General features: G+C 68.2%; 21 protein-coding genes. 15 read left to right on the top strand and 6 right to left on the bottom strand.

Features of this window, described 5'->3' with window-relative positions; genetic code table 11:
* Positions 1-115 precede the first annotated feature (115 nt).
* Positions 116-4,165 (bottom strand): phosphoribosylformylglycinamidine synthase, encoded by a 4,050-nt coding sequence (gene purL, locus ACN6O8_RS19750; RefSeq protein ID WP_427992687.1) that lies wholly within the window; start codon positions 4,163-4,165, stop codon positions 116-118.
* 365 nt (positions 4,166-4,530) lie between these two features.
* Between purL and ACN6O8_RS19745 the strand changes: the two genes are divergently transcribed.
* The 3 genes from ACN6O8_RS19745 to ACN6O8_RS19735 all read left to right on the top strand — a co-directional run bounded on the left by ACN6O8_RS19745 (position 4,531) and on the right by ACN6O8_RS19735 (position 7,495).
* Positions 4,531-5,082, top strand: a complete 552-nt coding sequence (locus ACN6O8_RS19745; RefSeq protein ID WP_427992686.1) for a TRAP transporter small permease — start codon at positions 4,531-4,533, stop codon at positions 5,080-5,082.
* Positions 5,079-6,377 carry a TRAP transporter large permease gene (locus ACN6O8_RS19740; RefSeq protein ID WP_427992685.1) on the top strand — a complete coding sequence of 433 codons (1,299 nt, stop codon included), beginning with the start codon at positions 5,079-5,081 and terminating at the stop codon, positions 6,375-6,377. The genes ACN6O8_RS19745 and ACN6O8_RS19740 overlap by 4 nt, the downstream gene beginning before the upstream one ends.
* Before the next feature lie 86 nt (positions 6,378-6,463).
* A complete protein-coding gene (locus ACN6O8_RS19735; RefSeq protein ID WP_427992684.1) occupies positions 6,464-7,495 on the top strand; it encodes a DctP family TRAP transporter solute-binding subunit in 1,032 nt (343 codons plus the stop codon).
* A gap of 174 nt (positions 7,496-7,669) precedes the next feature.
* On the opposite strand, the gene greB is transcribed toward ACN6O8_RS19735, so the two are convergent.
* The 4 genes from greB to ACN6O8_RS19715 form a co-directional block, all read right to left on the bottom strand.
* Positions 7,670-8,221, bottom strand: a complete 552-nt coding sequence (gene greB / locus ACN6O8_RS19730; RefSeq protein ID WP_427992683.1) for a transcription elongation factor GreB — start codon at positions 8,219-8,221, stop codon at positions 7,670-7,672.
* Between the two features lie 93 nt (positions 8,222-8,314).
* On the bottom strand, positions 8,315-9,160 hold the full coding sequence (locus ACN6O8_RS19725; RefSeq protein ID WP_427992682.1) for a 3',5'-nucleoside bisphosphate phosphatase: 846 nt from the start codon (positions 9,158-9,160) through the stop codon (positions 8,315-8,317).
* A 79-nt stretch (positions 9,161-9,239) separates the two neighbouring features.
* Complete coding sequence (locus tag ACN6O8_RS19720; RefSeq protein WP_427992681.1) at positions 9,240-10,175, bottom strand: alpha/beta fold hydrolase; 936 nt, start codon at positions 10,173-10,175, stop codon at positions 9,240-9,242.
* A gap of 57 nt (positions 10,176-10,232) precedes the next feature.
* Positions 10,233-10,781, bottom strand: a complete 549-nt coding sequence (locus tag ACN6O8_RS19715; protein WP_427992680.1) for an AAA family ATPase — start codon at positions 10,779-10,781, stop codon at positions 10,233-10,235.
* A 232-nt stretch (positions 10,782-11,013) separates the two neighbouring features.
* On the opposite strand from ACN6O8_RS19715, the gene ACN6O8_RS19710 reads away from it, so the two are divergent.
* The gene (locus ACN6O8_RS19710; RefSeq protein WP_427992679.1) at positions 11,014-11,568 is read left to right on the top strand and encodes a hypothetical protein; all 555 of its coding nucleotides are present in this window, start codon (positions 11,014-11,016) and stop codon (positions 11,566-11,568) included.
* A gap of 133 nt (positions 11,569-11,701) precedes the next feature.
* Complete coding sequence (cfa, locus tag ACN6O8_RS19705; RefSeq protein WP_427992678.1) at positions 11,702-12,880, top strand: cyclopropane fatty acyl phospholipid synthase; 1,179 nt, start codon at positions 11,702-11,704, stop codon at positions 12,878-12,880.
* Positions 12,881-12,953: 73 nt separating this feature from the next.
* Here cfa and ACN6O8_RS19700 read toward each other — a convergent pair whose 3' ends face one another.
* The gene (locus ACN6O8_RS19700) at positions 12,954-14,597 is read right to left on the bottom strand and encodes a GMC family oxidoreductase (protein WP_427992677.1); all 1,644 of its coding nucleotides are present in this window, start codon (positions 14,595-14,597) and stop codon (positions 12,954-12,956) included.
* A 132-nt stretch (positions 14,598-14,729) separates the two neighbouring features.
* On the opposite strand from ACN6O8_RS19700, the gene ACN6O8_RS19695 reads away from it, so the two are divergent.
* The 10 genes from ACN6O8_RS19695 to ACN6O8_RS19650 all read left to right on the top strand — a co-directional run bounded on the left by ACN6O8_RS19695 (position 14,730) and on the right by ACN6O8_RS19650 (position 24,938).
* Positions 14,730-15,617 (top strand): LysR family transcriptional regulator, encoded by an 888-nt coding sequence (locus ACN6O8_RS19695; RefSeq protein WP_427992676.1) that lies wholly within the window; start codon positions 14,730-14,732, stop codon positions 15,615-15,617.
* A 365-nt stretch (positions 15,618-15,982) separates the two neighbouring features.
* Entirely contained in the window at positions 15,983-17,224 is a 1,242-nt protein-coding gene (locus ACN6O8_RS19690) for an urea ABC transporter substrate-binding protein (RefSeq protein WP_427992675.1), read from the top strand.
* A 7-nt stretch (positions 17,225-17,231) separates the two neighbouring features.
* Positions 17,232-18,101 carry a branched-chain amino acid ABC transporter permease gene (locus tag ACN6O8_RS19685; protein WP_427992674.1) on the top strand — a complete coding sequence of 290 codons (870 nt, stop codon included), beginning with the start codon at positions 17,232-17,234 and terminating at the stop codon, positions 18,099-18,101.
* Positions 18,101-19,093 (top strand): ABC transporter permease subunit, encoded by a 993-nt coding sequence (locus ACN6O8_RS19680; RefSeq protein ID WP_427992673.1) that lies wholly within the window; start codon positions 18,101-18,103, stop codon positions 19,091-19,093. Before ACN6O8_RS19685 ends, ACN6O8_RS19680 begins: the two co-directional genes overlap by 1 nt.
* Entirely contained in the window at positions 19,090-19,824 is a 735-nt protein-coding gene (locus ACN6O8_RS19675) for an ATP-binding cassette domain-containing protein (protein WP_427992672.1), read from the top strand. Before ACN6O8_RS19680 ends, ACN6O8_RS19675 begins: the two co-directional genes overlap by 4 nt.
* Positions 19,808-20,512, top strand: a complete 705-nt coding sequence (locus ACN6O8_RS19670; RefSeq protein ID WP_427992671.1) for an ABC transporter ATP-binding protein — start codon at positions 19,808-19,810, stop codon at positions 20,510-20,512. The genes ACN6O8_RS19675 and ACN6O8_RS19670 overlap by 17 nt, the downstream gene beginning before the upstream one ends.
* 14 nt (positions 20,513-20,526) lie before the next feature.
* On the top strand, positions 20,527-22,038 hold the full coding sequence (locus ACN6O8_RS19665) for an amidase (RefSeq protein ID WP_427992670.1): 1,512 nt from the start codon (positions 20,527-20,529) through the stop codon (positions 22,036-22,038).
* Entirely contained in the window at positions 22,035-23,174 is a 1,140-nt protein-coding gene (locus tag ACN6O8_RS19660; RefSeq protein WP_427992669.1) for a transporter substrate-binding domain-containing protein, read from the top strand. Before ACN6O8_RS19665 ends, ACN6O8_RS19660 begins: the two co-directional genes overlap by 4 nt.
* The gene (locus ACN6O8_RS19655; RefSeq protein WP_427992668.1) at positions 23,171-23,779 is read left to right on the top strand and encodes an ANTAR domain-containing response regulator; all 609 of its coding nucleotides are present in this window, start codon (positions 23,171-23,173) and stop codon (positions 23,777-23,779) included. The genes ACN6O8_RS19660 and ACN6O8_RS19655 overlap by 4 nt, the downstream gene beginning before the upstream one ends.
* Positions 23,780-23,783: 4 nt before the next feature.
* Complete coding sequence (locus tag ACN6O8_RS19650) at positions 23,784-24,938, top strand: iron-containing alcohol dehydrogenase (protein WP_427992667.1); 1,155 nt, start codon at positions 23,784-23,786, stop codon at positions 24,936-24,938.
* Positions 24,939-24,940: the final 2 nt, after the last annotated feature.

The raw sequence follows: 24,940 nt of genomic DNA, 5'->3' as shown, positions 1-24,940 counted from the left end.
ACGCACGCGCCCTTGAGACCTCCGCGAACAAAAAAACCCCGTCGGGCACCCGACGGGGTTTATCGCATCTTGCGGCGGGCGCCAGGCGCACCGCCGCAGGGCCTGCGGATCGCCTTTACTTCAGCCAGACGCGCGCATTGCGGAAGATGCGCATCCAGGGGCTGAACTGGCCGCCGCTGTCGGCGTTGCCCCACTTCTGGGGCGCCCACGACATCATGACGTTGCGGGTCACGCGTTCCGGGTGCGGCATCATCACGGTGAAGCGGCCGTCGGCGGTGGTGACGGACGTCAGGCCGCCCGGGCTGCCGTTGGGGTTGAACGGATAGGCCTCGGTGGGGTTGCCGCGGTTGTCGATGTAGCGCGCCGCCGCCAGCACGCGGCCGGCATCGCCCTGCTGCGAGAAGTCGGCATAGCCCTCGCCGTGCGCCACCGCGACCGGGATGCGCGCGCCTTCCATGCCGGCAAAGAAGATCGACGGCGACTTGGCCAGCTCGACCATCGACAGGCGCGCCTCGTACTTCTCGGACAGGTTGCGGGTGAAGCGCGGCCAATGCTCGGCGCCCGGGATCATCGGGGCCAGCGCGGCCATCATCTGGCAGCCGTTGCACACGCCCAGCGCGAAGGTGTCGGGACGGGCGAAGTACGCCGCGAACTGATCCGACAGCTTGCTGTTGAAGCGGATGGTGCGGGCCCAGCCCTCGCCGGCGCCCAGCACGTCGCCGTAGCTGAAGCCGCCCACGGCCACCAGGCCCTGCACCTGCGCCAGGTCCACACGGCCGGACAGCAGGTCGGTCATGTGCACGTCGACCGCGTCAAAGCCCGCGGTATCGAAGGCCCAGCCCATTTCCACCTGGCTGTTGCAGCCCTGCTCGCGCAGGATCGCCACGCGCGGGCGCTTGCCGCTGTTGATGAACGGCGCGGCCACGTCCTCCTGCGGATCGAAGGCCACGCTGGGGCTCATGCCCGGGTCCTGCGTGTCGTTCCAGACGTCCAGCTCGGCCTGGGCGCAGGCGGGGTTGTCGCGGCGCGCCATGATGCGGTAGGACACTTCGCTCCAGGCGCGGCCGAGGTCGGCGCGCGGCTGGCCCCAGACCTTCTTGCCGTCGCGGTAGAACTCGATCTCGTCGCCGCCGTTCAGGCCGCCGATGACGTGCGAGTGGGCCGACAGGCCGGCGCCGCGCAGCACCTGCATGACGGCGTCGCGCTGGGCCGCCGGCACCTGGATGACGGCGCCGGCTTCTTCCGCGAACAGCGCCTTGAGCGTCAGCTCGTCGCGCTGCACCGCCACCTGTTCGGGGCGGATCTTGTAGTCGCCCCAATCGGCCGATTGCGGATCGAAGGTCAGCATGTCCAGGTTGACCGAGATGCCGGTGCGGCCGGCGAAGGCCATTTCGACCAGCGTGGCGAACAGGCCGCCGTCGGAACGGTCGTGGTAGGCCAGGATGGTGCCGGCCTCGGCCAGGGTGCGGATGGTGACGAAGAAGGCGCGCAGGGCTTGCGGCGAATCGATGTCCGGCACGGTCTCGCCGACCTGGTTGTAGGTCTGCGCCAGGATCGAGCCGCCCATGCGGTGCAGGCCGCGGCCCAGATCGATCAGGATCAGCACGCTGTCGCCGGCGTCGGTGCGCAGTTGCGGCGTGAGGCTGGCACGCACGTCGCCGACCGGCGCGAAGGCCGTGACGATCAGCGACACCGGCGCCACCACCTGGCGCTGCTCGCCGTCCTGTTCCCAGGACGTCTTCATGGACAGCGAATCCTTGCCCACCGGGATCGACAGGCCGGCGGCCTGGCACAGCTCGCTGACGGCCGACACGGTGTCGTACAGCGCCGCGTCCTGGCCGTCGACGCCGCAGGCGGCCATCCAGTTGGCCGACAGCTTGATGTCCTCCAGGCGCGCCACGTCGGCCGCGGCCAGGTTGGTCAGGGCCTCGGCCACGGCCATGCGGCCGGAGGCCGGCGCATTCAGCATGGCGATGGGGGTGCGTTCGCCCATGGCCATGGCTTCGCCCCGGAAGCCTTCGTAGTCGGCCAGGGTGACGGCGCAGTCGGCCACCGGCACCTGCCACGGGCCGACCATCTGGTCGCGGCTGGAGAGGCCGCCGACGGTGCGGTCGCCGATGGTGATCAGGAACGACTTGTTGGCCACGGTGGGGTGGCGCAGCACGCGGTAGGCGGCTTCGGTCAGGTCGATGCCGGCCAGGTCGAGCGGCTCGGACACGCCCGGCAGGCGGCGCACGTCGCGCGTCATGCGCGGCGGCTTGCCCAGGATGACGTCGATCGGCACGTCGACGGGACGCACTTCGGCCTCGCCCTGCGGGCGGATCGTGTCCAGGCCGGGCAGGCCCTCGCCGTCGACCACGCGCAACTGGCGCTCTTCGGTGGCCACGCCCACCACCGCGTAGGGGCAGCGTTCGCGGCGGGCGATGGCGTCGAAACGCTCCAGATCCTTGGGCAGGATCGACAGAACATAGCGTTCCTGCGATTCATTGCTCCAGATCTCGGCGGGCGACAGGCCGGATTCTTCCAGCGGCACGCGCTTCAGATCGAAGATGGCGCCACGGCCGGCGTCGTTGACCAGTTCCGGGAAGGCGTTGGACAGGCCGCCCGCGCCGACATCGTGGATGGCGATGATGGGGTTGTTCTCGGCCTGCTGCCAGCAGCGGTCGATCACTTCCTGGGCGCGGCGCTCCAGTTCGGGGTTGCCGCGCTGGACCGAGTCGAAATCGAGTTCGGCCGAGTTGCTGCCCATGCTGATGCTGGAGGCGGCGCCGCCGCCCATGCCGATGCGGAACCCCGGGCCGCCCAACTGGATCAGCAGCGCGCCGGGGGGAATCACGTCCTTGTGGGTCAGGCCGGCGTCGATGCTGCCCAGGCCGCCCGCGATCATGATGGGCTTGTGGTAGCCCCAGCGCGTGCCGCCGGCGGTCTGCTCGAACGAACGGAAATAGCCCAGCAGGTTGGGACGGCCGAATTCGTTGTTGAAGGCGGCGCCGCCGATGGGGCCGTCGATCATGATGGACAGCGGCGAGGCGATGCGGTCCGGCAGGCCGTGGTGGTCGGCTTCCCAGGGCTGCGTGGCGTCGTCAAAGCGCAGGTGCGAGACGGTGAAGCCGGTCAGGCCGGCCTTGGGCTTGGAGCCGCGGCCGGTGGCGCCCTCGTCGCGGATTTCGCCGCCCGCGCCGGTCGAGGCGCCGGGGAACGGCGCGATCGCGGTCGGGTGGTTGTGCGTCTCGACCTTCATCAGGGTGTGCACGGTGGTGTCGCGGCGGATGTACCTGGCGCCGTCGACCCCTTCGCCCGTGACACCCGGCACGCCGGCCTGGAAGCGTTGCGCCGGGCCGCCGGCCATGATGGCGGCGTTGTCCGAATAGGCGACCACGGTGCCTTCCGGCTGCGCCTTGTGGGTGGCGCGGATCATGCCGAACAACGTGTTGGGCTGCTCCTGGCCGTCGATCACCCACTGGGCGTTGAAGATCTTGTGGCGGCAGTGCTCGCTGTTGGCCTGCGCGAACATCATCAGTTCGACGTCGGTGGGATCGCGGCCCAGGTCGCTGAACGACTTGGCCAGGTATTCGATCTCGTCATCGGACAGGGCCAGGCCCAGCGTGCTGTTGGCCTCGACCAGCGCGGCGGCGCCGCGCGCCTGCACATCGACGGTGCGCATCGGCTTGCCGGCCAGCGGCTGGAACAGCGCCTGGCCGTCGAAGCTGGCGTCGACCACGGTTTCGGTCATGCGGTCGTGCAGGCAGTCGGCCGCGCGCGCCAGCATGTCGGCGTCGAACGACTTGGCGCCCAGCAGGCCGCGTTCCGGGGTGATGACGTAGCGCACGCCACGTTCGATGCGGTGCACGGCCGACAGACCACAGTTGTGGGCGATGTCGGTGGCCTTGCTGGCCCACGGCGAAATCGTGCCCAGGCGCGGGATCACCAGCAGCGCCAGGCTCTTGGCCGGCGCCTCGCCGCTGGCGGGGGTGCCGTAGTCCAGCAGTTGGGTCAGTTGCTGCTGCTGCTCGGCCGTCAGGGCGGCGTCGGTGCTGACGAAGTGCTCGTAGCGGGCGGAAATGTCGGCCACCGGCAGGCCGGCTTCCTTCAGTTGCGCCAACAGGCGGTCACGACGAAAGGAAGACAGAACGGAGGAACCAGGCAGATGCTGAACAAGGGACACGATGCGGGCGCCGTATAAGGAGGGAAGCAAAACCGGGATTTTACCCCGCTTGGCGGGTTTTCCCGGACGGAAGTACCCCCACCTCCCGATCCGGCCCGAATTCGTCCGGCTTGGGTTGTTGTTACAAAAGAATTCCGCGCCTGGGCGACCCGCCTGCCGCACTGCAATATGACGCGCGCCCGCCCGCCGCCCTGGCGGATCGCGGCCCGTTAAAACCGCCGTCGGGCGGCCGGCCTATTGCGATGCACCATGTTGCGGCCATACCGCAGCGCGGGAAAACACGAACACCCCTGCCCTCGCCCCGACGGTAGGATGCAGCGACCCGATACCAAGAAAGCGCCCCGCCGCGCTGGCCGTTGCCTCACATGTCACGCCCCGAAGCCCCCGCCGAGCCCGTCGAACCGATCATCCCCGCCGAAGCAGACCCCGCCGTGAAAGTGCCGCTGGCCATCGAGGACTGGCTGGCCGTGATCCTGCTGGCGGCGCTGGCCATCATCACCTTCCTGAACGTGCTGGTGCGCTACTTCACCGACCAGTCGTTCGCCTGGACCGAGGAAATCTCGGTGTTCCTGCTGATCGTGCTGACCATGGCCGGCGGCTCCGTGGCCTTCGTGCGCAACCACCACATCCGCATCGAGATCCTGGCCGACAACGGCTCGCCGCGGCGCCAGCGCATCATGGCGCTGATCGCCAACTTCTGCGTGCTGGCGTTCTTCGTGCTGCTGACGGTGCTGTCGGTCAAGCTGGTGGCCGACGAGTTCATCTACGAAGAAACCTCGCCCGCCATCGGCGTGCCGACCTGGTGGTATTCGATCTGGCTGCCGGTGATGGCCGCCGCCATCTCGCTGCGCACGCTGGGCATCCTGCGGCGCTTGTGGCAGGCGCCGGCGGCCAAGGCCGACGGGGGCCAGGCATGATCGCCGGCATCCTGTTCGCGGTCTTCATCGCGTTGATGCTGATCGGCGTGCCGGTCGGCGTGGCGCTGGGCATCGGCGGCACCGTGGCCATCGTACTGTCCAACCTGGACACGCCCTGGTATGGCCTGCTGACCGTGCCGCAGAACTTCTACGCCGGGCTGGCCAAGTACCCGCTGCTGGCGATCCCCATGTTCGTGCTGGTCGGCTCCATCTTCGACCGCTCCGGCGTGGCCAAGCGGCTGGTGGACTTCGCCATCGCCATCGTCGGGCGCGGCCCGGGCATGCTGCCGCTGGTGTCGATCGCGGTGGCCATGTTCCTGGGCGGCATCTCGGGCTCCGGCCCGGCCTGCGCGGCGGCGGTCGGCGCGGTGATGATCGCGGCCATGTCGCGCGCCGGCTACCCGGGCTCGTTCTCGGCCTCGGTGGTGGCGGCCGGCGCGGCCACCGACATCCTGATCCCGCCGTCGGTGGCCTTCATCATCTATTCGGTGCTGGTGCCCGAGGCCTCGGTGCCGGCGCTGTTCGCCGCCGGCATGGTGCCCGGCATCCTGGCCGGCCTGGCGCTGATCGTGCCGGCGGTGTGGCTGTCGCGCAAGCACAAGATGGGCATGCTGGAAGCGCACCTGCCGCGCCCGCCGTTCTGGAAGAGCCTGCGCGAGGCCTCGTGGGGCCTGGCCGCGCCGGTACTGATCCTGGGCGGCATGCGCATGGGCTGGTTCACGCCCACCGAGGCGGCGGTGGTGGCGGTGTTCTACGGCCTGTTCGTGGGCATGTGCATCCACCGCACCATCAAGCCGCGCGACCTCTACACCATTTTGCGCGAGGCCGCCGAGCTGTCGGCCGTGATCATGCTGGTGGTGACGCTGGCCGGCATCTTCGCCTGGGCCCTGTCCACCCTCAGCGTGATCGACCCGATCACCCACGCCATCGTCAATTCGGGGCTGGGCGAATGGGGCGTGCTGGCGCTCTTGATTCTGCTGCTGATGACGGTCGGCATGTTCCTGGACGGCATTTCCATCTTCCTGATCTTCGTGCCGCTGCTGATGCCGATCGCCAAGGCCTACGGCTGGGACCCGGTGTGGTTCGGCGTGATCCTGACGCTCAAGGTGGCGCTGGGCCAGTTCACCCCGCCGCTGGCGGTCAACCTGATGGTGTCGTGCCGCATCGCGCGCGTGCCGATGGAATCGACCGTGCGCTGGGTGGTGTGGCTGCTGGGCGCGATGTTCCTGGTGCTGGTGGCGGTGCTGGTGTTCCCGCAGCTGGCGCTGTGGCTGCCGCACAAGCTGGGCTATTGAGGGAACCGGACGAGGCAACGGAACGCAACCCGCCGGCATGCATTCATGACAACAACAGACAGACCCGCAAAGAGAGGAGACGCAACATGAATTTCCGCAAGCTGATCGGCGCCGCGCTGTGCGCCGCCACCGTCGCCGCCATTCCCGCGGCGGCGCAGGCGCAGAACTACAAGTCCGAATACAAGCTCTCGATTGTCGTGGGCACCACCTTCCCGTGGGGCCAGGGCGCCGAGATCTGGTCGAACCTGGTGCGCGAGCGCACCCAGGGCCGCATCAACATCAAGGTCTATCCCGGCACCTCGCTGGTGCAGGGCGACCAGACCCGCGAATTCACCGCCATCCGCCAGGGCGTGATCGACATGGCGGTGGGCTCGACCATCAACTGGTCGCCGCAGGTCAAGCAGTTGAACCTGTTCTCGCTGCCCTTCCTGATGCCCGACTACGCCGCCATCGACGCCCTGGTACAGGGCGAGGTGGGCAAGGAAATGTTCAAGCTGATCGAAAAGGCCGGCGTGGTGCCGCTGGCCTGGGGCGAGAACGGCTACCGCCAGCTCAGCAACTCCAAGCGCGAGATCAAGCGGCCCGAGGACATGAAGGGCATGAAACTGCGCGTGGTCGGCTCGCCGCTGTACATCGACACCTTCACCGCGCTGGGCGCCAACCCGACCCAGATGAGCTGGGCCGACGCCCAGCCGGCGCTGGCCAGCGGCGCGGTCGACGGCCAGGAGAATCCGCTGTCGATCTACACCGGTTCCAAGCTCTACACCGTGGGCCAGAAGTACCTGACGCTGTGGAACTACGTGGCCGATCCGCTGATCTTCGTGGTCAACCGCGAGGTCTGGAATTCGTGGTCGGAAAAGGACCGCGACATCGTGCGCCAGGCCGCGCTGGACGCCGGCAAGCAGCAGATCGTGATCGCGCGCAAGGGCGTCACGCCGCAAGACCCGTCGCTGCTCAAGGAGATCGAGGGCCACGGCGTCACCGTGACCTCGCTGAGCCCGGCCGAGCATGACGCCTTCGCCAAGGTCACCCAGCCGGTCTACGACAAGTGGAAAAAACAGATCGGCGAAGATCTGGTCAACCTGGCCGAGAAGTCCATCGCCGCCCGCAAGAAATAAGCCGACCAGGAGGCGACACCGAACAAGCAGCAAGCCCCAGGGGAACGGCGGCGCAAGCCGCCAACCGAGGCAGGGACGTCAGATCCCGCCCACCAAAAGACGGGCGCCGGTCACAAGCCGGCGCCCGTCGCCTTTTGAGCATGCCGCTTTTGCGCGCGCCCTTCCCGGGCGCCCCTATTCGGGGTAGCGCACTTCCAGGATATCCAGTTCCTCGATGCCGCCCGGCGTGCGCAGCACCACCGTGTCGCCCTCGCGCGCCTTGATCAGCGCCCGCGCCACCGGCGAGATCCAACTGATCTTGCCGGCCAGCGGCTCGGCCTCGTCCACGCCGACGATGGTGACCGTGTGCTCCTGGCCGGCCTTGTCCGAATACAGCACCGTGGCGCCGAAGAAGACCTGATCGCGGTTGGGCTGGGCGGCCGGGTCGACCACCTCGGCGATGTCCAGGCGCTTGGTCAGGAAACGCATGCGGCGGTCGATCTCGCGCAGGCGCTTCTTGCCGTAGAGATAGTCGCCGTTCTCGGAGCGGTCGCCATTGGAGGCGGCCCACGACACCACCTGCACCACCGACGGCCGCTCCACGTTCATCAGGTGCGTCAGCTCGCCGCGCAGGCGCTCGTAGCCCTGCGGCGTCATGTAGTTCTTGGTGCCGGCCGGCAGGGCCTGGGCCTGCGGCAGGTCGTCGTCGTCCTCGTTGTCGGATTCTTTGACAAATGCTTTGTTCATGGCGGCAGCGCGCTCGGCGCGTAATCAGTCAGTTCAAAGGGCGGCACGGTCGCGCCGTGCCGGGAGCCGGACGGCGGCCTGGCGCCGCCCGCGCTAGAACCAGTCGTGCCAGACCGGCTTCAGGTCGGCCGGCAGCGGCGGCAGCCGGCCGAGATCCATGCGGCTTTCCTTGGCGCTGTGGAAGTCCGAGCCGCGCGAGGCCAGGAAACCATAGCGGCGCGCCACCTCGGCATATTGGCGCGCCTCCTCGACGGTGTGGCTGCCGGTGGTGACTTCGATACCCACGCCGCCCAGTTGCAGGAATTCGTCGAACAGCGCGGCGAACTGCAGCGGCGTGTACTTGTAGCGCCCCGGATGCGCGATGACGGCGATGCCGCCCGCGCCGCGGATCCAGCCCACCGCCTCGGCCAGCGTGGCCCATTGCATGGGCACGTGACCCGGGCGGTCATCACCCAGATGCTTGGTGAAAACGGTCTGCACGTCGGGGCAGTAACCGGCTTCGACCAGATAGCGCGCGAAGTGCGTGCGGCTGATCAGCTCGGGGTTGCCGGCGAACGGCAGCGCGCCTTCGTAGGCGCCCGGCATGCCCATTTCGGCCAGGCGCTCGCCGATGCGGCGGGCGCGCTCGGCTCGGCCCGAGCGCGTCTTGCGCAGGCCTTCGAGCAGCGCGGTATTGGACGGATCGAAACGCAGGCCGACGATGTGCACCGTCAGGCCGGCCCAGGTCACCGAGATCTCGACGCCCGTGGCAAAGCGCATGCCGAGTTCGCCGGCCATGGCCGCGGCCTCGGCCAGGCCGCCGACTTCGTCGTGGTCGGTCAGGGCCCAGACATCGACGCCGTTGGCGTGCGCGCGCTGCGCCACGTCGCGCGGCGCCAGGGCGCCATCGGACACGGTGGAATGGCAATGCAGATCGATGTTGGGCACGGGCGTAGTCATGCAACCTATTGTAGAGAAGCCCCGCCCCCCTGGGTAGCGGCGCCGGGCGGCGGCGTCCCCAATATGGCGCTGGCGGCCGTCAGGCCAGCAGGAAGTCAGCCACCGCCGTCACCTGATCGTCCGCCATCAACGTCGGCGCGTGGCCGACGCCACGCACCTCGTAGACCTGGGCGCGCGGATTGCGCTGGCGCATTTCCTCGACGGTGGCGCGGGTCAGCAGATCGGACTGCTCGCCGCGCACGATCAGGATCGGGCAATCGACCGCGTCATAGGAGCGCCACAGGATCTGCTCGCCGGCCGCCAGTTCGTCGCCGGTCTGCTGCGCCATCGGCTGCGCCAGCGCCAGGTCGTAGTGCTTGACCCATTGCCCGTCCTGCTCGGGATAGACGAAGCGCGCCAGCGCGTCCCATTGCGCGTCGGTATGCGGGCCGAAGGTCTCGGAATTGGCGCGCATGGCCGCCACCGCCTCGGGGAACGAGGCGAAGGCGCCCGGCTCGCCCACATACTGCCCGATGCGCGCCAGGGCGCCGGTCTCCAGCCTCGGGCCGACGTCATTGAGCACCAGCCGCGACAGGCGGATGCCGTCTTGCGGCGGCAGCATCCCGGCGTGCGGACGCAGCGGCAGCATGGCGCGCGCGAGCGCGGCGGCGCCGGCCAGCCCCAGGCCGATCAGCCCCCCCATCGAGGTGCCGACCCAGGCCAGCGTGGCCGGCCGCAGCCGCGCCAGCAGCGTCACCATGTCGGACACGTATTGCGGCACGGTGTAGAAGGCCGGATTGGCCAGCCAGTCGGAACGGCCGCGGCCGACCACGTCCGGGCACACCACCCGGTACTGGCCGGCCAGGCGCCGCGCCAGCGTGTCGAAGTCGCGCCCGCTGCGCGTCAGGCCGTGGACGCAGACCAGCACCCGGTCATTGGCCGGATCGCCCCATTCCCAATACGCCATGCGGTGCAGCCCCGCGGGACTGGCACAGGTGACGAATTCCAGACGGGGTTCCAGGCTTGCATCCAGCATCGTTGTGCTCCCAATGACCGGCGCGCCGCGATCGCGGCGCCGCGCATGGGCGGTATCTTATCGGAAGCGCAGCGCGGCCAGCACTTGCTCGGTCAGATCCTCGATGTGGGCGCGCGTATCCAGCGTCAGCACCGGGCAATGCAACTGGCGGATCCACTCCCGGTGCTGCGCCAGGGTGCGGGCGCCTTCGGCGCCGGTGTCGTAGCCGGCCGCCCACTCCAGGAACAGCCGGCTTTTCTCCCGCACCGCGGGATCGGTGTCCAGCCGCGCGCCGTAGCGCTCGGCCTCGCGCCGCCGCAGCCGCGCCATGCGCTCGGCGGCGGGCAGACGCAGGAACACCGCCAGCGTGAATTCGGGAATCAGGCCCTCACCCCAGTGGTAGACCGAGCCGCCGCTGAGCACCCAATCGTCGTGCCCTTGCAGCCGCTCGCGGATGCGGCGCCAGCGTTCTTCCTTGGGAACCTTCTGGGTGAAGGGCGGATCGGTCGGCAACCAGTAATAGTCGTCGGCCTCCAGGTGCGGCACGCCGAGGCGCTCGCCCAGCGCGGCGCCCAGCGTGGTGGCGCCACAGCCGGACGCGCCGAAAAGATGAATGCGCGCAGCCATGGGACTCCCCTTGAAACGGATGCGACACGGCGGGTGGCGCACCCGCCGGCGACAGGCGCAGGCCTGGCGAACCAGTGTAGCGTCGATCCCGCGGCGCCGACGCCGCCGGAATCATTTCGTCATGCCCGCGCGCATCGAGGCGCGGCCGCACTAGAATGGCGCCTGGCCTGGCGGCCCCTGCCGCCAGGCCAGCGCCTTCGACCCTCATCTGCATCCCGGAATCCCACACGTCATGCCCGGTGGTTACATGCTCAACGGCGGCTACGTGGCCGCTGCCCTGCTCCTGATCGCGGCCCTGTTCGGCGTGCTGGTGGCCGGCCTGGTGGCCGGCTGGCGCGCCGGCCGTGGCAGCCGGCCGCAACTGGTGCTGGCCTGGCTGCTGGCGCTGGTGCTGCTGCCGCCGTGGCTGCTGGCACTGGCCGCCGACGGCGACATGTTCGGCGTGGTCCTGATTTCCCGCTACGCCCTGGCCCTGCCGGCGCTCGCCGCGCTATGGTGGCTGCTGCGCTGCATCCGCGTTTTCACCGCGCAGCGGCCGGGGCTGGCGCCGCTGCCGCGCCTGCCCTGGCTGCTGGTGCTGGGCGCGGCGTTGCTGTTCGGTTTGCTGGGCCACTGGTCGCGCCATCGGTACGACTATCCGTTCGACCTCGACGACACCATTACGTCCATGGTCTTTATCCTGGCCTGGAGCCTGTTGGTGGCAGGATGCGTGTGGGCCTTGCGCAGCAGCATACGTTGGTTAAGATTGGCGGGTCCCGGTTCGGCCGCCGAGGTGTCACGGCGCTGACACCCCGCTGAAATTATGATTTTCTATCGAGCCGATTCAATCATTGAATTGGATCGTCCCCGCCGATCCGGGCGAGAGTTATGCGCTTCGAGCATTGCCAGATCAGTCAGTCCAGAATTGATATGGAGCCACTATGCACCAAAGCAGTCCGACGACTCAGCTGAGTCCCTCCCACCCCGAGGCCGCCCCGCCGCCCGAACCGCCCAAGATCCTGCAGGAGCTGCTGAGCCGCGCCGACGTCCGGATCAACGGTTCGCGCCCCTGGGACATCCAGGTTCATGACAAGCACATGTACGAGCGCGTCTTCGCCAGTTGGTCGCTGGGGCTGGGCGAATCCTACATGGACGGCGAATGGGACTGCGAGCAGCTCGACGAACTGTTCACCCGGCTGCTGCGCGCCGACATGGGCTCGGCCGCGCTGGGCCTGTCGCGCGTCAAGCTGATCGCCGAACACCTGCGCCACAAGCTGTTCAACCTGCAATCCAGGAGCCGCGCCTTCGAGGTCGGCGAACAGCACTACGACGCCGGCAACGACGTGTTCGAGGCCATGCTGGACAGCCGCATGATCTATTCCTGCGCCTTCTGGGAACAGGCCGACACGCTCGAAGCCGCGCAGCAAGCCAAGCTCGACATGATCTGCCGCAAGCTGCAGCTCAAGCCCGGCGAGACGCTGCTGGACATCGGCTGCGGCTGGGGCGGGTTGGCCAAGTTCGCGGCCGAGCGCTACGGCGTCAAGGTCACCGGCGTCACCGTCTCCAAGGAGCAGCTGGCGCTGGCGCAGGAACGCGTGCGCGGCCTGCCGGTGGAGCTGCTGCTGCAGGACTACCGCGACCTGCAAGGCAGCTTCGACAAGGTGGTGTCGGTCGGCATGTTCGAGCACGTCGGCCCCAAGAACTACGACACCTACTTCACCAACGTGCAGCGCCTGATGGCGCCCGACGGCATCTTCCTGCTGCACACCATCGGCATCGCCTCGACCAGCCAGAGCACCGATCCCTGGATCGACCGCTACGTCTTCCCCAACGGCAAGCTGCCTTCGGCCCGCGAGATCAGCACCGCGGTCGAAGGCCGTTTCATCATCGAGGACTGGCACAACTTCGGCGCCGACTACGACCGCACGCTGATGGCCTGGTGGGACAACTTCCAGCGCGCCTGGCCGCGGCTGCAGGAACGCTACGGCACGCGCTTCTACCGCATGTGGCAGTACTACCTGATGTGCTGCGCCGGCTTCTTCCGCTCGCGCGAAGGGCAGCTATGGCAGGTGATCCTGACACATCCGCAGCGCCAGGAGATGTATCGCTCGCTGCGCTGAGGCAGCGCCCGGAGCGGCGCTCGCGGGCTGTCGGCGCCAGCCGCCCGCCCGCCGCGCCCGGCGCCTGTTCCGGTCACGCCACCAACGCGGCGGGCGCCACCGCGGCGCCGGCGCCCGCCGCGTCCTCCAGGATCATCTGCGCCGCCCGCTCCGCGATCATGATGGTCGGTGAATTGGTGTTGCCCGACGTGATCGTCGGCATGATCGACGCATCGGCCACGCGCAGCCCTTGCAGGCCATGCACGCGCAGCCGCGCATCGACCACCGCGCCGTCGTCGGCGCGGCGGCCCATGGCGCAGGTGCCGACCGGATGGAAGATGGTGGTGCCGATCTTGCCGGCCGCCGCGCGCAACTCGGCCTCCGTCTGGAAAGCCGGGCCCGGCAGCCACTCCTCGGGCTGGTAGCGCTGCAAGGCCGGCGCCGCGCTGATGCGCCGCACCAGCCGGATAGCGTCGGCCGCCACCTTCAGGTCCTGCTCTTCCTTCAGATAATTCGGCGTGATCACCGGCGCCAACGCAGCGTCCGCGCCCTGCGCATGCACGCTGCCGCGCGACGCCGGCCGCAGGTTGCAGACGCTGGCCGTGAACGCGTCGAAGCCATGCAGCGGCTCGCCGAACGCGCCCAGCGACAAGGGCTGCACGTGGAATTCCAGGTTGGCGCGCGCCTGCCCCGGATCGGACTTGGCGAACGCGCCCAACTGCGACGGCGCCATGCTCATCGGACCGCTGCGGTTCAGCAGGTACTCCAGGCCGATGCCCGCCTTGCCCCACCAGGTCGAGGCGATGCGGTTCAGGGTTTTCACGCCGCGCACTTTCAGGATGACGCGCAATTGCAGGTGATCCTGCAGGTTCTCGCCCACGCCCGGCAGCGCGTGGCGCAGCGCGATGCCGCTCTCGCGCAGGCGCGCCGGCTCGCCGATTCCGGACAGTTCCAGCAATTGCGGCGTATTGACGGCGCCCGCCGCCAGCACCACCTCGCGCGCCGCGCGGACGCCGACGGACTGCCCGGCCCGCAACACCTGCACGCCGACGCAGCGGGTGCCCTCGAACAGCAGGCGCTGCGCATGCGCGCCCGTCATCACATGCAGGTTGGCCCGTTGGCGCACCGGCCGCAGAAACGCCTTGGCGGTGTTCCAGCGCCAGCCGCGGCGCTGGTTCACATCGAAATAGCCGACCCCGAAGTTGTCGCCCCGGTTGAAGTCCGCCACGCGCGGAATGCCTTCCTGTTCCGCCGCGCTGGCGAAGGCATCGAGAATGTCCCAGCGCAGCCGCTGCGCCTCGACCCGCCATTCGCCGCCGGCGCCATGGAACGCATCGGCGCCGCGATAATGGTCTTCGCTGCGCTTGAACACCGGCAGCACCTGATCCCAGCGCCAGGACGGATCGCCGGCGATCCCGGCCCATTCGTCATAATCCTCGCGCTGCCCGCGCATGTAGATCATGCCGTTGATCGACGAGCAGCCGCCCAGCACCCGGCCACGCGGATAGATCAGCGACCGCCCGCCCAGCCCCGGCTCGGCGCCGGTGCGGTACATCCAATCGGTGCGCGGGTTGCCGATGCAATACAGGTAGCCGACCGGAATGTGGATCCAGTGGTAGTTATCGCGGCCGCCCGCCTCCAGCAGCAACACGCGCACCGCCGGATCGCGGCTCAGGCGGTTGGCCAGCACGCAGCCGGCCGAGCCCGCGCCCACGATGATGTAGTCGTATGTCTCCATTCGCGCTTCTTCTTCTGAGTCTCAAGGGGCGGTGCCACTGTCGCGCAGCCGGCCGCCCCTGTCCAATGAATTGTTGAAAAGCGCTTTATAAGCCTCTTTAATAATGGGCATCGCCCTGACGGGACCGGAGCCATGGATCTCAAGCACATCCGCACCTTTGCCGCCGTGGCGCGCGTCGGCAACCTGACGCGCGCGGCCGAACACCTGCACCTGACCCAGCCCGCGCTCAGCCTGCAGCTCAAGAGCTTCCAGGAAGCGCTGGATCTGCCGCTGTTCACCCGCACCGCCCAGGGCCTGGCGCCCAACGCCGACGGCCGCGCCCTGCTGCCCTCGGCGCAACGCGTGCTGGATGCGCTGGAGGATTTCGAACGCGCCATCGGGGCGCTGCGCACCACCGTGCAGGGCGAACTGCGCCTGGGCACCATCCTCGACCCCGAATTTCTGCGGCTGGGCGCCACGCTGCAATACCTGGTGCAGCACTACCCCAAGATCCGCCCCACCCTGCGCCACGGCATGTCCGGCTCGGTCGGCCGCCAGGTGCGTAACGGCGAACTGGACGTGGGCTTCTTCCTTGGCCCGCAAGACGCCGCCCGGGGCCAGCCGGCGCTGCACGCGCTGCCGCTGGCGGGCTTCTCCTATTACGTGGTGGCGCCCAAGGGCTGGGCGCCGCAACTGGCGGGGCGCGACTGGCGCGACATCGCCGCCCTGCCCTGGATCTGGACCCCGCCGGATTCGGTTCATCACCGCCTGCTGGCCGCCAGGTTCGCCGAACTGGCGGTCACGCCCAACATCGTTGCCGAGGTCGACCAGGAAGCCTCGATGCTGGACCTGGTGCGCTCCGGCGTCGGCCTGACGCTGGCGCGCGACTCGATCGCGCTGCGCGAGTCGCAGGCCCACGGCCTGGCGTTGGCGCCGGGTCTGTCGATCCAGGCCGAACTGGCGTTCATCACGCTGGCGGCGCGGCGCCAGGAGCCGCTGGTGCTGGCGGCGTTCGACGCGGTGCGGGCCGCGTTCGCCTAGGATTGGCGGATGCGCGCCGGCCGGGCCTCACGCGCTTGCCGGCGCTGACTACCTTGCGCGCGCGGATTCAGGCCAGTGCCCGTCCTAGGGAAATCCCGGGGCTGGCACGCGTTATGCCCTTGCCATAGAATCTGCCCTGCCTTCACTCGATGAAGGCCGGCCCGGCAAGTTCCAAAGGCGCAACAGCCAGCAAGGCCGCTCGGTTTTTCCCCCGTCGACAACGGCGTCGACATCCAGCCGGTTTCTCGGCAATCCCAAACACCTACACACGTCTACGCGACTTTCGGCGTCGGCCTCTGCACGTCCCCGCGCTTTGCGCCGGACGCCAGAGCGCGCGCGCCGCGGGCGCTCAAGGGGCCATCAACATGAGCATGAACCGCCGTCAGTTCCTCTCGTCCACCGCTGCCACCGCCGCCTCGGCCACCCTGATGGGGCTGGCCGGCACGCGCGCCTTCGCGGCCGGCGAGGAAAAAATCAACGTTGCCGCCATCTACGATCTGTCGGGCGGCCTGGACATCTACGGCAAGCCCGTGATGGACGCGCTGCGGTTCGCGGCCGAGGAAATCAACGCCAAGGGCGGCCTGCTGGGCAAGCCGCTCAACTTCATCGCCTATGACGCGCAGTCGAACATGCAGCTCTACGCGCAGTTTTCCCAGCAGGCCGCGCTGCGCGACAAGGCCGCCGTGGTCCATGCCGGCATCACCTCGGCCTCGCGCGAGGTCGTGCGCCCGGTGCTCAACCGCTATCGCACCCTGTACTTCTACGACAACCAGTATGAAGGCGGTGTCTGCGACCGCAACTATTTCGCCGCCGGCGTGACGCCCGCGCAGACCGTGCAGAAGCTCGCGCCCTACGCCGTGAAGCAATGGGGCAAGAAGGTCTACATCCTGGCGGCCGACTACAACTACGGCCAGATCGTGTCGAACTGGGTGCGCAAGTACGCGGCCGATGTGGGCGGCAAGACCGTGGCCACCGAGTTCTTCCCGCTGGACGTGACCGACTTCGGTGCCGCCATCTCCAAGATCCAGGCGGCCTCGCCGGACTTCATCTGGTCGGCGCTGGTGGGCGGCGCGCACATGTCCTTCTATCGCCAGTGGAAGGCCACCGGCATGACGGGCAAGATCCCGCTCGCCTCGACCACCTTTGCCGGCGGCAATGAGCACATCGTGCTCTCGCCCGAGGAATGCAACGGCTTCCTGGTCTGCCAGAACTATCTGCAGGAACTGCCCGGCGCCGTCAACGCCGACTTCGTCAAGCGCTTCCACGCCCGCTACGGCGCCAACTATCCCTACATCACCGAACTGGCCATGGGTGCCTACCAGGGCTTCATGCTGTGGGCCGAGGGGGTGCGCAAGGCAGGCTCGGTCGACCGCATGAAGGTCATCGAGGCGCTGGAATCCGGCATCGCCATCGATGCGCCCAGCGGCCGCGTGACGCTGGATCCGGCCACCCACCATTGCACGCTGGACGTCCACATCGCCGAGGTGCGGGACCGCAAGCTCAATCTGGTCGAGAGCTTCCCGCAGCAGCAGCCCGGCGACACGGCCGCCGTCTGCAACCTGATCAAGAACCCGGCGGACAACCGTCAATACGCCATTAAGTTCTGAGCGTTCCATGGATCTCGTTGCCATCTATGCCATCGATATCCTGGGTGCGATCGCCATCCTGGCGCTGTTGAGCGTCGGGCTGGCGGTGGTATTCGGGATGATGAAGATCATCAACCTCGCCCACGGCGAGTTCATGATGCTGGGCGGCTATGTCGCCATTCTCGCCACCAACCAATGGGGCGTGCCGATCTGGCTCTCCATGCTGGTGCTGGCGCCGCTGGCCGTCGGTGTCTTCGGCGTGCTGATCGAGCACCTGCTGGTGCGCCATCTCTATGGCCGCATGATCGACACCATGCTGGCCACCTGGGGCCTGTCGCTGGCCGTCATCGGCCTGGCCACCATGGTCTTTGGCAACACCACCGTCGGCATCTCCTCGCCTCTGGGCGGCATCACGATCGGCGCGCGCCAGGCCAGCGGCTACACGCTCTTTCTGATTGCGCTGGCGGCCGGCGTGATGCTGGCGCTGTGGTGCCTGCTGCGCCTCACCGATTTCGGCTTGCGGGCCCGCGCCTGCATGCAGAACGCCGCCATGGCCAACGCGCTCGGCATGAACCCCAATGGCGTCTACAAGCTGACCTTCGGCCTGGGCGCCGCGCTCTCCGGCCTGGCCGGCGCGGTGCTCGCGCCCCTGACCGGCGTGATCCCGACCATCGGTGCGGCCTACATCGCCAAGGCCTTCATCACCGTCATCAGCGGCGGCAGCGCCGTCATCGCCGGCACGGTCAGCGCCTCGGGCTTGTTCGGCGCCATCAGCCAGGGCGTGACCTTCCTGGCCACGCCGGTCTACGGGCAGGTGGCGCTGCTGCTGGCCGCCATCGTGCTAATCCGTCTGCTGCCGCAGGGCATCACCGGGCGATTCTTCAAGCGAGCAATCTGATGCGTGTACCTGTGATTTCCCTGACGCTGGGTGCCGTAGCCATCGCGGCCGCGGTGCTCCTGCCCACCGTCTTCGATATGTTCAGCCTCCTGTCCATGACGGTCTATCTGGTCATGGCCCTGCTGGCGCTGAGCCTGGCCTTCGTCTGGGGCCATGGCGGCATCCTGTGCTTCGGCCAGGCCGCCTTTTTCGGGCTGGGCGCCTATGCCTGGGCGGTGGGCGCCTTCAATTTCGGCCCCGGCCTGGCTTCGTTGGCGCTGGCCGTCGCCGTGCCGGCGGCCTTTGCCGCCCTGCTCGGCTACTTCATGTTCTACGGCAAGATCAGCGACGTCTATCTGGGCGTCATCACGCTGGCCGTGACGCTGATCCTGTTCAACCTGATGAACTCCACCTCGGGCGACAGCTATCGCATCGGCGAGGCGCTGCTGGGCGGCTTCAACGGCATCCCGTCCATCCCGCCCCTGACCCTGCCCGGCGCCAGCGAACCCTTGTCGCCGGAAGGCACGTTCACGTTGGCCGCCCTGGTGCTGATCGCCGCCTACTTCGGCCTGCGCGCCGTCATGGCGTCGCGCGCCGGCCGCGTGGTTGCCGCCGTGCGCGAAAACGAACAGCGCGCCTTGCTGCTGGGCTACAACGCCAGTCTTTACAAACTGGCCACCTTCACCCTGGGCGGCGCACTGGCCGGGCTGGCCGGCATGCTCTACGCCAACTGGGGGGCTTTCGTCAGCCCCGGCGTGTTCGGGTTGTCGCAATCGGCGCAGATCATCATCTGGGTCATCGTCGGCGGACGCGGCACCCTGATCGGCCCCATCATCGCCTGCGTCGCGCTGCAAGCCATGGTCACCCAACTGGGCGCGCAACACACGCTGGATACCGGTCTGGTGCTGGGCGTCATCCTCATTCTGTTCGTGCTCTTGATCCCGCGCGGCCTGGCGCCGACGGTGGCCGATGCCGCACGTCGTCTGTGCCGTTCGTCCAAGGAGCCGGCATGAGCACCCTCTTGTTGGAAACCCAGGGTCTGGGCGTGAGTTTCGGCGGCGTGCACGCCGTGCGCGACGTCGATTTCCGGCTGCAACGCGGTGAAGTGCGCTGCCTGATCGGGCCCAACGGCGCCGGCAAAAGCACTTTCTTCAAGATGCTGTCGGGCCAGTTGCGCCCCACGCGTGGCGAGATCCGCTTCAAAGGCCAGCCCTTGCGTGGCCTGACCACGCACGAAGTGGCGCGCCTGGGCATCGGCATCAAAACCCAGGTGCCCAGCGTCTTTGAAGGCCTGAGCGTGCGCGAAAACCTGTTGCTGGCCGCCGCGCGCCGCGCGCACGGCGTGCCGGCCGAGATCGCCACCCGGGTGCTGGCTGAAATCGACCTGGAAAGCGCTGCCGCCACGCCCGTCAATGCGCTGGCGCATGGCCAACGCCAATGGGTGGAGCTGGGCATGATTCTGGCCTCGCGTCCCGAGCTGGTCTTGCTGGATGAACCGGCCGCCGGCATGACGCATCAGGAGGTGCGCAAGACCGCCGACCTGATTGCGGCCATCAACCGTCACAGCACCGTCGTCGTGGTCGAGCATGACATGGCCTTCATCCGCCTGATCGCCGGCCGCATCACCGTCTTCAACCAGGGCGAGGTGCTGGCCGAAGGCAGCTTCGACGACATCATGGCGCACGCCGCGGTGCGCGCCGCCTATCTGGGCAAGCAAGGAGAGACACATGCTCCAGGCGCATGAACTGAAAGCCGGCTACGGCCGCATCCCTGTGCTGCATGGCGTCAGCTTCAGCATGGCCGCCGGCGAATTCACCGGCATTCTGGGCCGCAATGGCATGGGCAAGACCACCTTGCTGCGCGCGCTGATGGGTGAACTGCCGCTGACCGGCGGCGCGCTGACGCTGGCCGGGCGCAAGATAGGCGCGCTGGCGCCGCATGCGCGCGCGCGCCAGGGGCTGGGCTTTGTGCCGCAGGGCCGGCAGATCTTCCCGGCGCTGACCGTGGCCGAAAACCTGCGCATGGGCTGCGTGAAGAATCTGCGCGAGGCCGACGCCAGGATCGCCTCGGTACTGGCGGTATTCCCGCGCCTGCAGCGTCTGCTGGAGCGCCCCGGCGGCAGCCTGTCGGGCGGCGAGCAGCAACTGCTGGCCCTGGCCCGCTGCCTCTGCGGCGATCCCAAGTTGATGCTGCTGGACGAACCGACCGAAGGCATTCAACCCTCGATCTGCGACGAAATCGTCGAGGCCTTGCAGACGCTGCGTGCTTCCCACGGCATTGCGATTCTGCTGGTCGAACAGGACATCGATTTTCTGTGCGCGCTGTCCGACCGCATTCTGGTGCTGGAAAAAGGCGAGCTGATCGCCGACGTCCCCACCGCCACCACGACTCCCCAAGAGATCGCCCGGCGTTACGGCGGTCTGCAATCCTGAAAACGGAATCCAAGATGTCTCTTCCCCGTCCCACTCTGGAAGCGCTGGATCAGGCCGCGCGCCGCATCGGCCTGAATCTGGATGACGCCACTCTGCGCGCCTACGACAGCATTCTGCAGGCCACCTTTGCCGATTACGACCAGGTCGATGCGCTGATCGATCAGCCGCCGGTGGTGCGCTATCCGCGCACGCCGGGCGTGCAGCCCGAAGACAACCCGCTCAACGCCTGGTATGTGCGCACTGAGATCGACGGCCGCCCGGGCGGTCCGCTGGCCGGCAAGCGCGTGGTACTGAAAGACAACGTCTGCCTGGCCGGCGTGCCCATGATGAATGGCGCGGCTACGTTGCGCGGCTATGTTCCCGACCAGGACGCCACGGTCGCCACCCGCATCCTGGATGGCGGCGGCCGCATTGTCGGCAAAGCGCATTGCGAATATTTCTGCGTGTCGGGCAGCAGCCATACCAATGCCACCGGCCCGGTGCGCAACCCGCGCAACCCCGACCATTCGGCCGGCGGCTCGTCCTCGGGCGCGGCAGCCCTGGTCGGCGCTGGCCAAGCCGATATGGCCATCGGCACGGATCAGGGGGGATCGGTGCGCATCCCGGCCGCCTACTGCGGCATTTATGGCATGAAGCCCACGCACGGCCTCATTCCCTATACCGGCATCATGCCGATTGAAATGACGCTGGACCACGCCGGCATCATGACGGCCAATGTGGCCGACAACGCCCTGCTGCTCGACGCCATCGCCGGCGCCGACGGCCTGGATCCGCGCCAGCAGAACCTGCCGGCCGAGCGCCCCTCTTATTGCGACGCGCTGGGCCTGCCGCTCAAGGGCCTGCGCGTCGGTGTGGTGACCGAAGGCTTCGGCTGGCACAACAGCGAAACCGAGGTCGACGATGCGGTGCGCCTGGCCGCCGCCAGACTGGCCGCGTTGGGCGCCGAGGTCATGGAGCTATCGGTGCCGCTGCACCGCAAGGGGCACGCCATCTGGACCCCGATTGCGGTCGAAGGCACAACCCAGCAGATGAAAGGCTTCAACTACGGCACAAACTGGAAAGGCCTGTACGTCACCGGCCTGATGCAGGCGCAGCGCCATTGGCGCGACCACGCCGACGAGTTCCCGCATGACGTCAAGACCTGCCTGCTGGCCGGCGAATACTTCTATGCGCGCTATGGCGGCCAGTACTACGGCAAGGCGCAAAACCTCGCGCGCCGGCTGCGCCAGGCCTATGATCAGGCTTTGGCCGGCGTTGACATGCTGCTGATGCCCACGGTGCCCATGCGCGCGCCACGCCTTATCGATGCCGCCGCCGCGCCCGACCTCTTTGTGACCCGCGCCCTCGAAATGAACGCCAACACCGCCCCCTTCGATGTCACCGGCCACCCGGCCATGTCCCTGCCCTGCGCCTTGCGCGACGGCCTTCCGGTCGGCATGATGCTGGTGGGTCGTCATTTCGACGAATCGACGCTGTATCGCGCCGCCCATGCCTTCGAGCGCTCGCTCGACTGGACGACGCTGTGACCACCGCCACCGGCCATCGGGTTGGCCTGCTGTTCTCGAAAGAAAGCCTGACAGCGGCCACCGAGATCACCCAGGAAAACGCCACGCTGCTGGCGATCGACGAGGTCAATGCCGCCGGCGGCATTGCCGGCGAGCCGCTGGTTCCGATCAGCGCGCGCGTCGGCTCCCTGCCGTCCGACTACCGCCAGGCCGCCGAATGGCTCTGCGACCGCCAGCGCGTGCCGCTGATTTTCGGCACCCATATGTCCAGCACCCGCAAGGCCGTCCTGCCGGTGGTCGAAAGCCGACGGGCGCTGCTGTTCTACGCCACGCTGTACGAGGGCTTCGAGTATTCGCCCTATTGCTTCTACAGCGGCTCCGTGCCCAATCAGAATTCGGTGCAACTGGCCAGCTATGTGATCCGCCACTTCGGCAACCGCGTGCTCTTCATCGGCGGCCAGTATGTCTACCCGCGCGAATCCAACCGCATCATGCGCGAGCTCTATGAGCAGGCGGGCGGCGAGGTGGTCGGCGAGGTCTATCTGCCACTGAACGCGCCGCAGGCGGATCTGGCCGGGGTGCTCGAGCGCGCCGTGTCCCTGCGCCCGGACGCCATCTACTCGACCATGGTCGGGCGCGACATCGTCAAGCTGTATCGCGCCTACCGCGAACTGGGCCTGGACCCGGCGCGCATGCCCATCGTCAGCCTTGCCACCAACGAAACCGACGTGGCCGCCCTGACCGCCGAACAGGCCGAAGGCCATATCACGGCGGCGCCCTACTTCGCCACGCTGGACACCGAACCCAGCCGCCGCTTTGTCCACGCCTACCATGCGCGCTTCGGCGAAGACAGCCCGATCACGGCGGGCGCCGAGGCCGCCTACTTCCAGGTGCATCTGGTGGCGAACGCCGCGCGCCGCGCCGGCAGCCTGGCCGTGCCGGAGCTGGTGCGGGCCCTGGACGGCGCCCGGTTCGAAGCGCCGCAAGGCCTGGTCACCATCGACGGCGATACGCAACACACCTCACTCTGGCCGCGCATCGCCCGCATCAATGCCCAACGCAAGTTCGAGATCATCTACGCCGCGCGTGCCGCGGTGCGGCCGGTGCCGTATCTCGTCGACCATGCGTTGGATCCCGAGGCCTTGGCGCTACCGTGACTGCCCACTTGACCCGGCCCGGCCGCAGCACCACGGCGCTGCGCGAACTCAATGGCCTGCGCGTGCTGGTGCTGCACCCACAGGATGCCGAGTCGCGCCTCCTGATGTCGCACCTCAAGCGCATCGGCTGCGTGGCGACCCAGCAATGGCCGCTGCCCGAGAAGCTCTGTACCGACGCCGACGTGGTCGTTCTGCCGATCGAGGAAGACCATCGCGACGCGATTCAAGCGCTGGCCGACAGCCTGAACGAGCTAAGCCCGCCGCTGCTCGGCATCGTCGAGTATGAAAACCCCGCCACGCTGCAACTGGTGCTGCAAAGCGGCTGCACCGGCGTCATCGAGCGACCCATCCGGCCCTTCGGTCTGTTGACGCAGCTGCTGCTCGCGCGCACCGCCTGGCGCCAGCAGGCGGCCACGCTGGCCCACATGCGCAAGCTGGAGGGCCGTTATGCCGCCGTCAGCAAACTGGCCACCGCCAAAACCCTGCTGATCGCCCGCGAGGGCATTACCGAAAACGAAGCGCATCGCCGCATCCAGGGCCGCGCCATGGCCACGCGTTCCTCGCTGGAAGACGTGGCGCAAGCCATCATCAACGAACTCTCCTGATCCCATGTCCGCCTTCTCATTCCAGACTGTTCCCCACATTCTCGTCGAACCGGGCCTTGCCCGCCGCCTGGGCGCCCTGCTGCGCGAACGCCATGGCGGCGAGCGCGCCGTGTTGATCACCGACGCCTTTCTGCACCGCAGCGGCGCGCTACAGCCCGCGCTGGACAGCTTGGCCGCCAGCGGCTGGCAAACCCTGGTGATCGATGACGTGGTTGCCGACCCGCCCGAAGCGGTGGTCCAGGCGGCAGCCGGGCGCGCGCGCGCGTTCGACGCCGATATGGTGATCGGCTTTGGCGGCGGCTCTTCCATGGACGTGGCCAAGCTCGTGGCAGTGCTGTGCAAGAGCGATCAGCCCCTGTCGGCGATGTATGGCATCAACCAGGTGAGCGGCGAGCGTTTGCCGCTGATCCAGGTGCCGACCACGGCCGGCACCGGCTCGGAAGTCACGCCGATCTCGATCGTGACCACCGGCGCCACCACCAAAAGCGGCGTGGTCGCGCCGCAGCTCTATGCCGACGCGGCCTTTCTGGATGCCGAACTGACGGTGGGCCTGCCCCCGGCCGCCACGGCGGCCACCGGCGTGGACGCCATGGTGCATGCCATCGAGGCCTACACCAGCAAACGCCTGAAGAATCCGCTGTCCGATCAGCTCGCCATCCTGGCGTTGAAGCTGCTGGCCGCCAACCTGCTCACCGTTTGCCGCGACGGCGCCAATCTGCAGGCGCGCTCCGACATGCTGCTGGGCGCCATGCTGGCCGGCCAGGCTTTCGCCAATGCGCCCGTGGGCGGCGTTCATGCGCTGGCCTATCCGGTGGGCGGCATCTTCCATGTGCCGCACGGGCTGTCGAACGCGCTGGTGCTGCCCGCCGTGCTGCGCTTTAATGCGCAGGTTGCCGCACCGCTCTACGCCGAACTGGGCCAGGCCGTGGGCCTGCCGCCGGTCGCCGATGACGCCCGCGGCGCCGCCGCCTTCATCGCCTTCCTGGAAGACCGAATCCGCCGGGCAGAATTGCCCCAAGGCCTGCGCGCCGTAGGCATCAGCGAGGCGGACTTGCCCACGCTGGCCAGCGCCGCGATGGCCCAACAGCGTCTCTTGATGAATAACCCCCGTCCCATCGACGAGGCACAGGCGCTGGAAATCTACCGCGCGGCCTACTGAAT

Origin of the sequence: Achromobacter sp. (genome assembly GCF_050285565.1) — a bacterium.
Taxonomy (GTDB): Bacteria; Pseudomonadota; Gammaproteobacteria; order Burkholderiales; family Burkholderiaceae_B; genus Achromobacter.
Note: the sequence above shows the minus strand (reverse complement) of the source record. Positions and strands in the feature narration are given on the sequence as shown.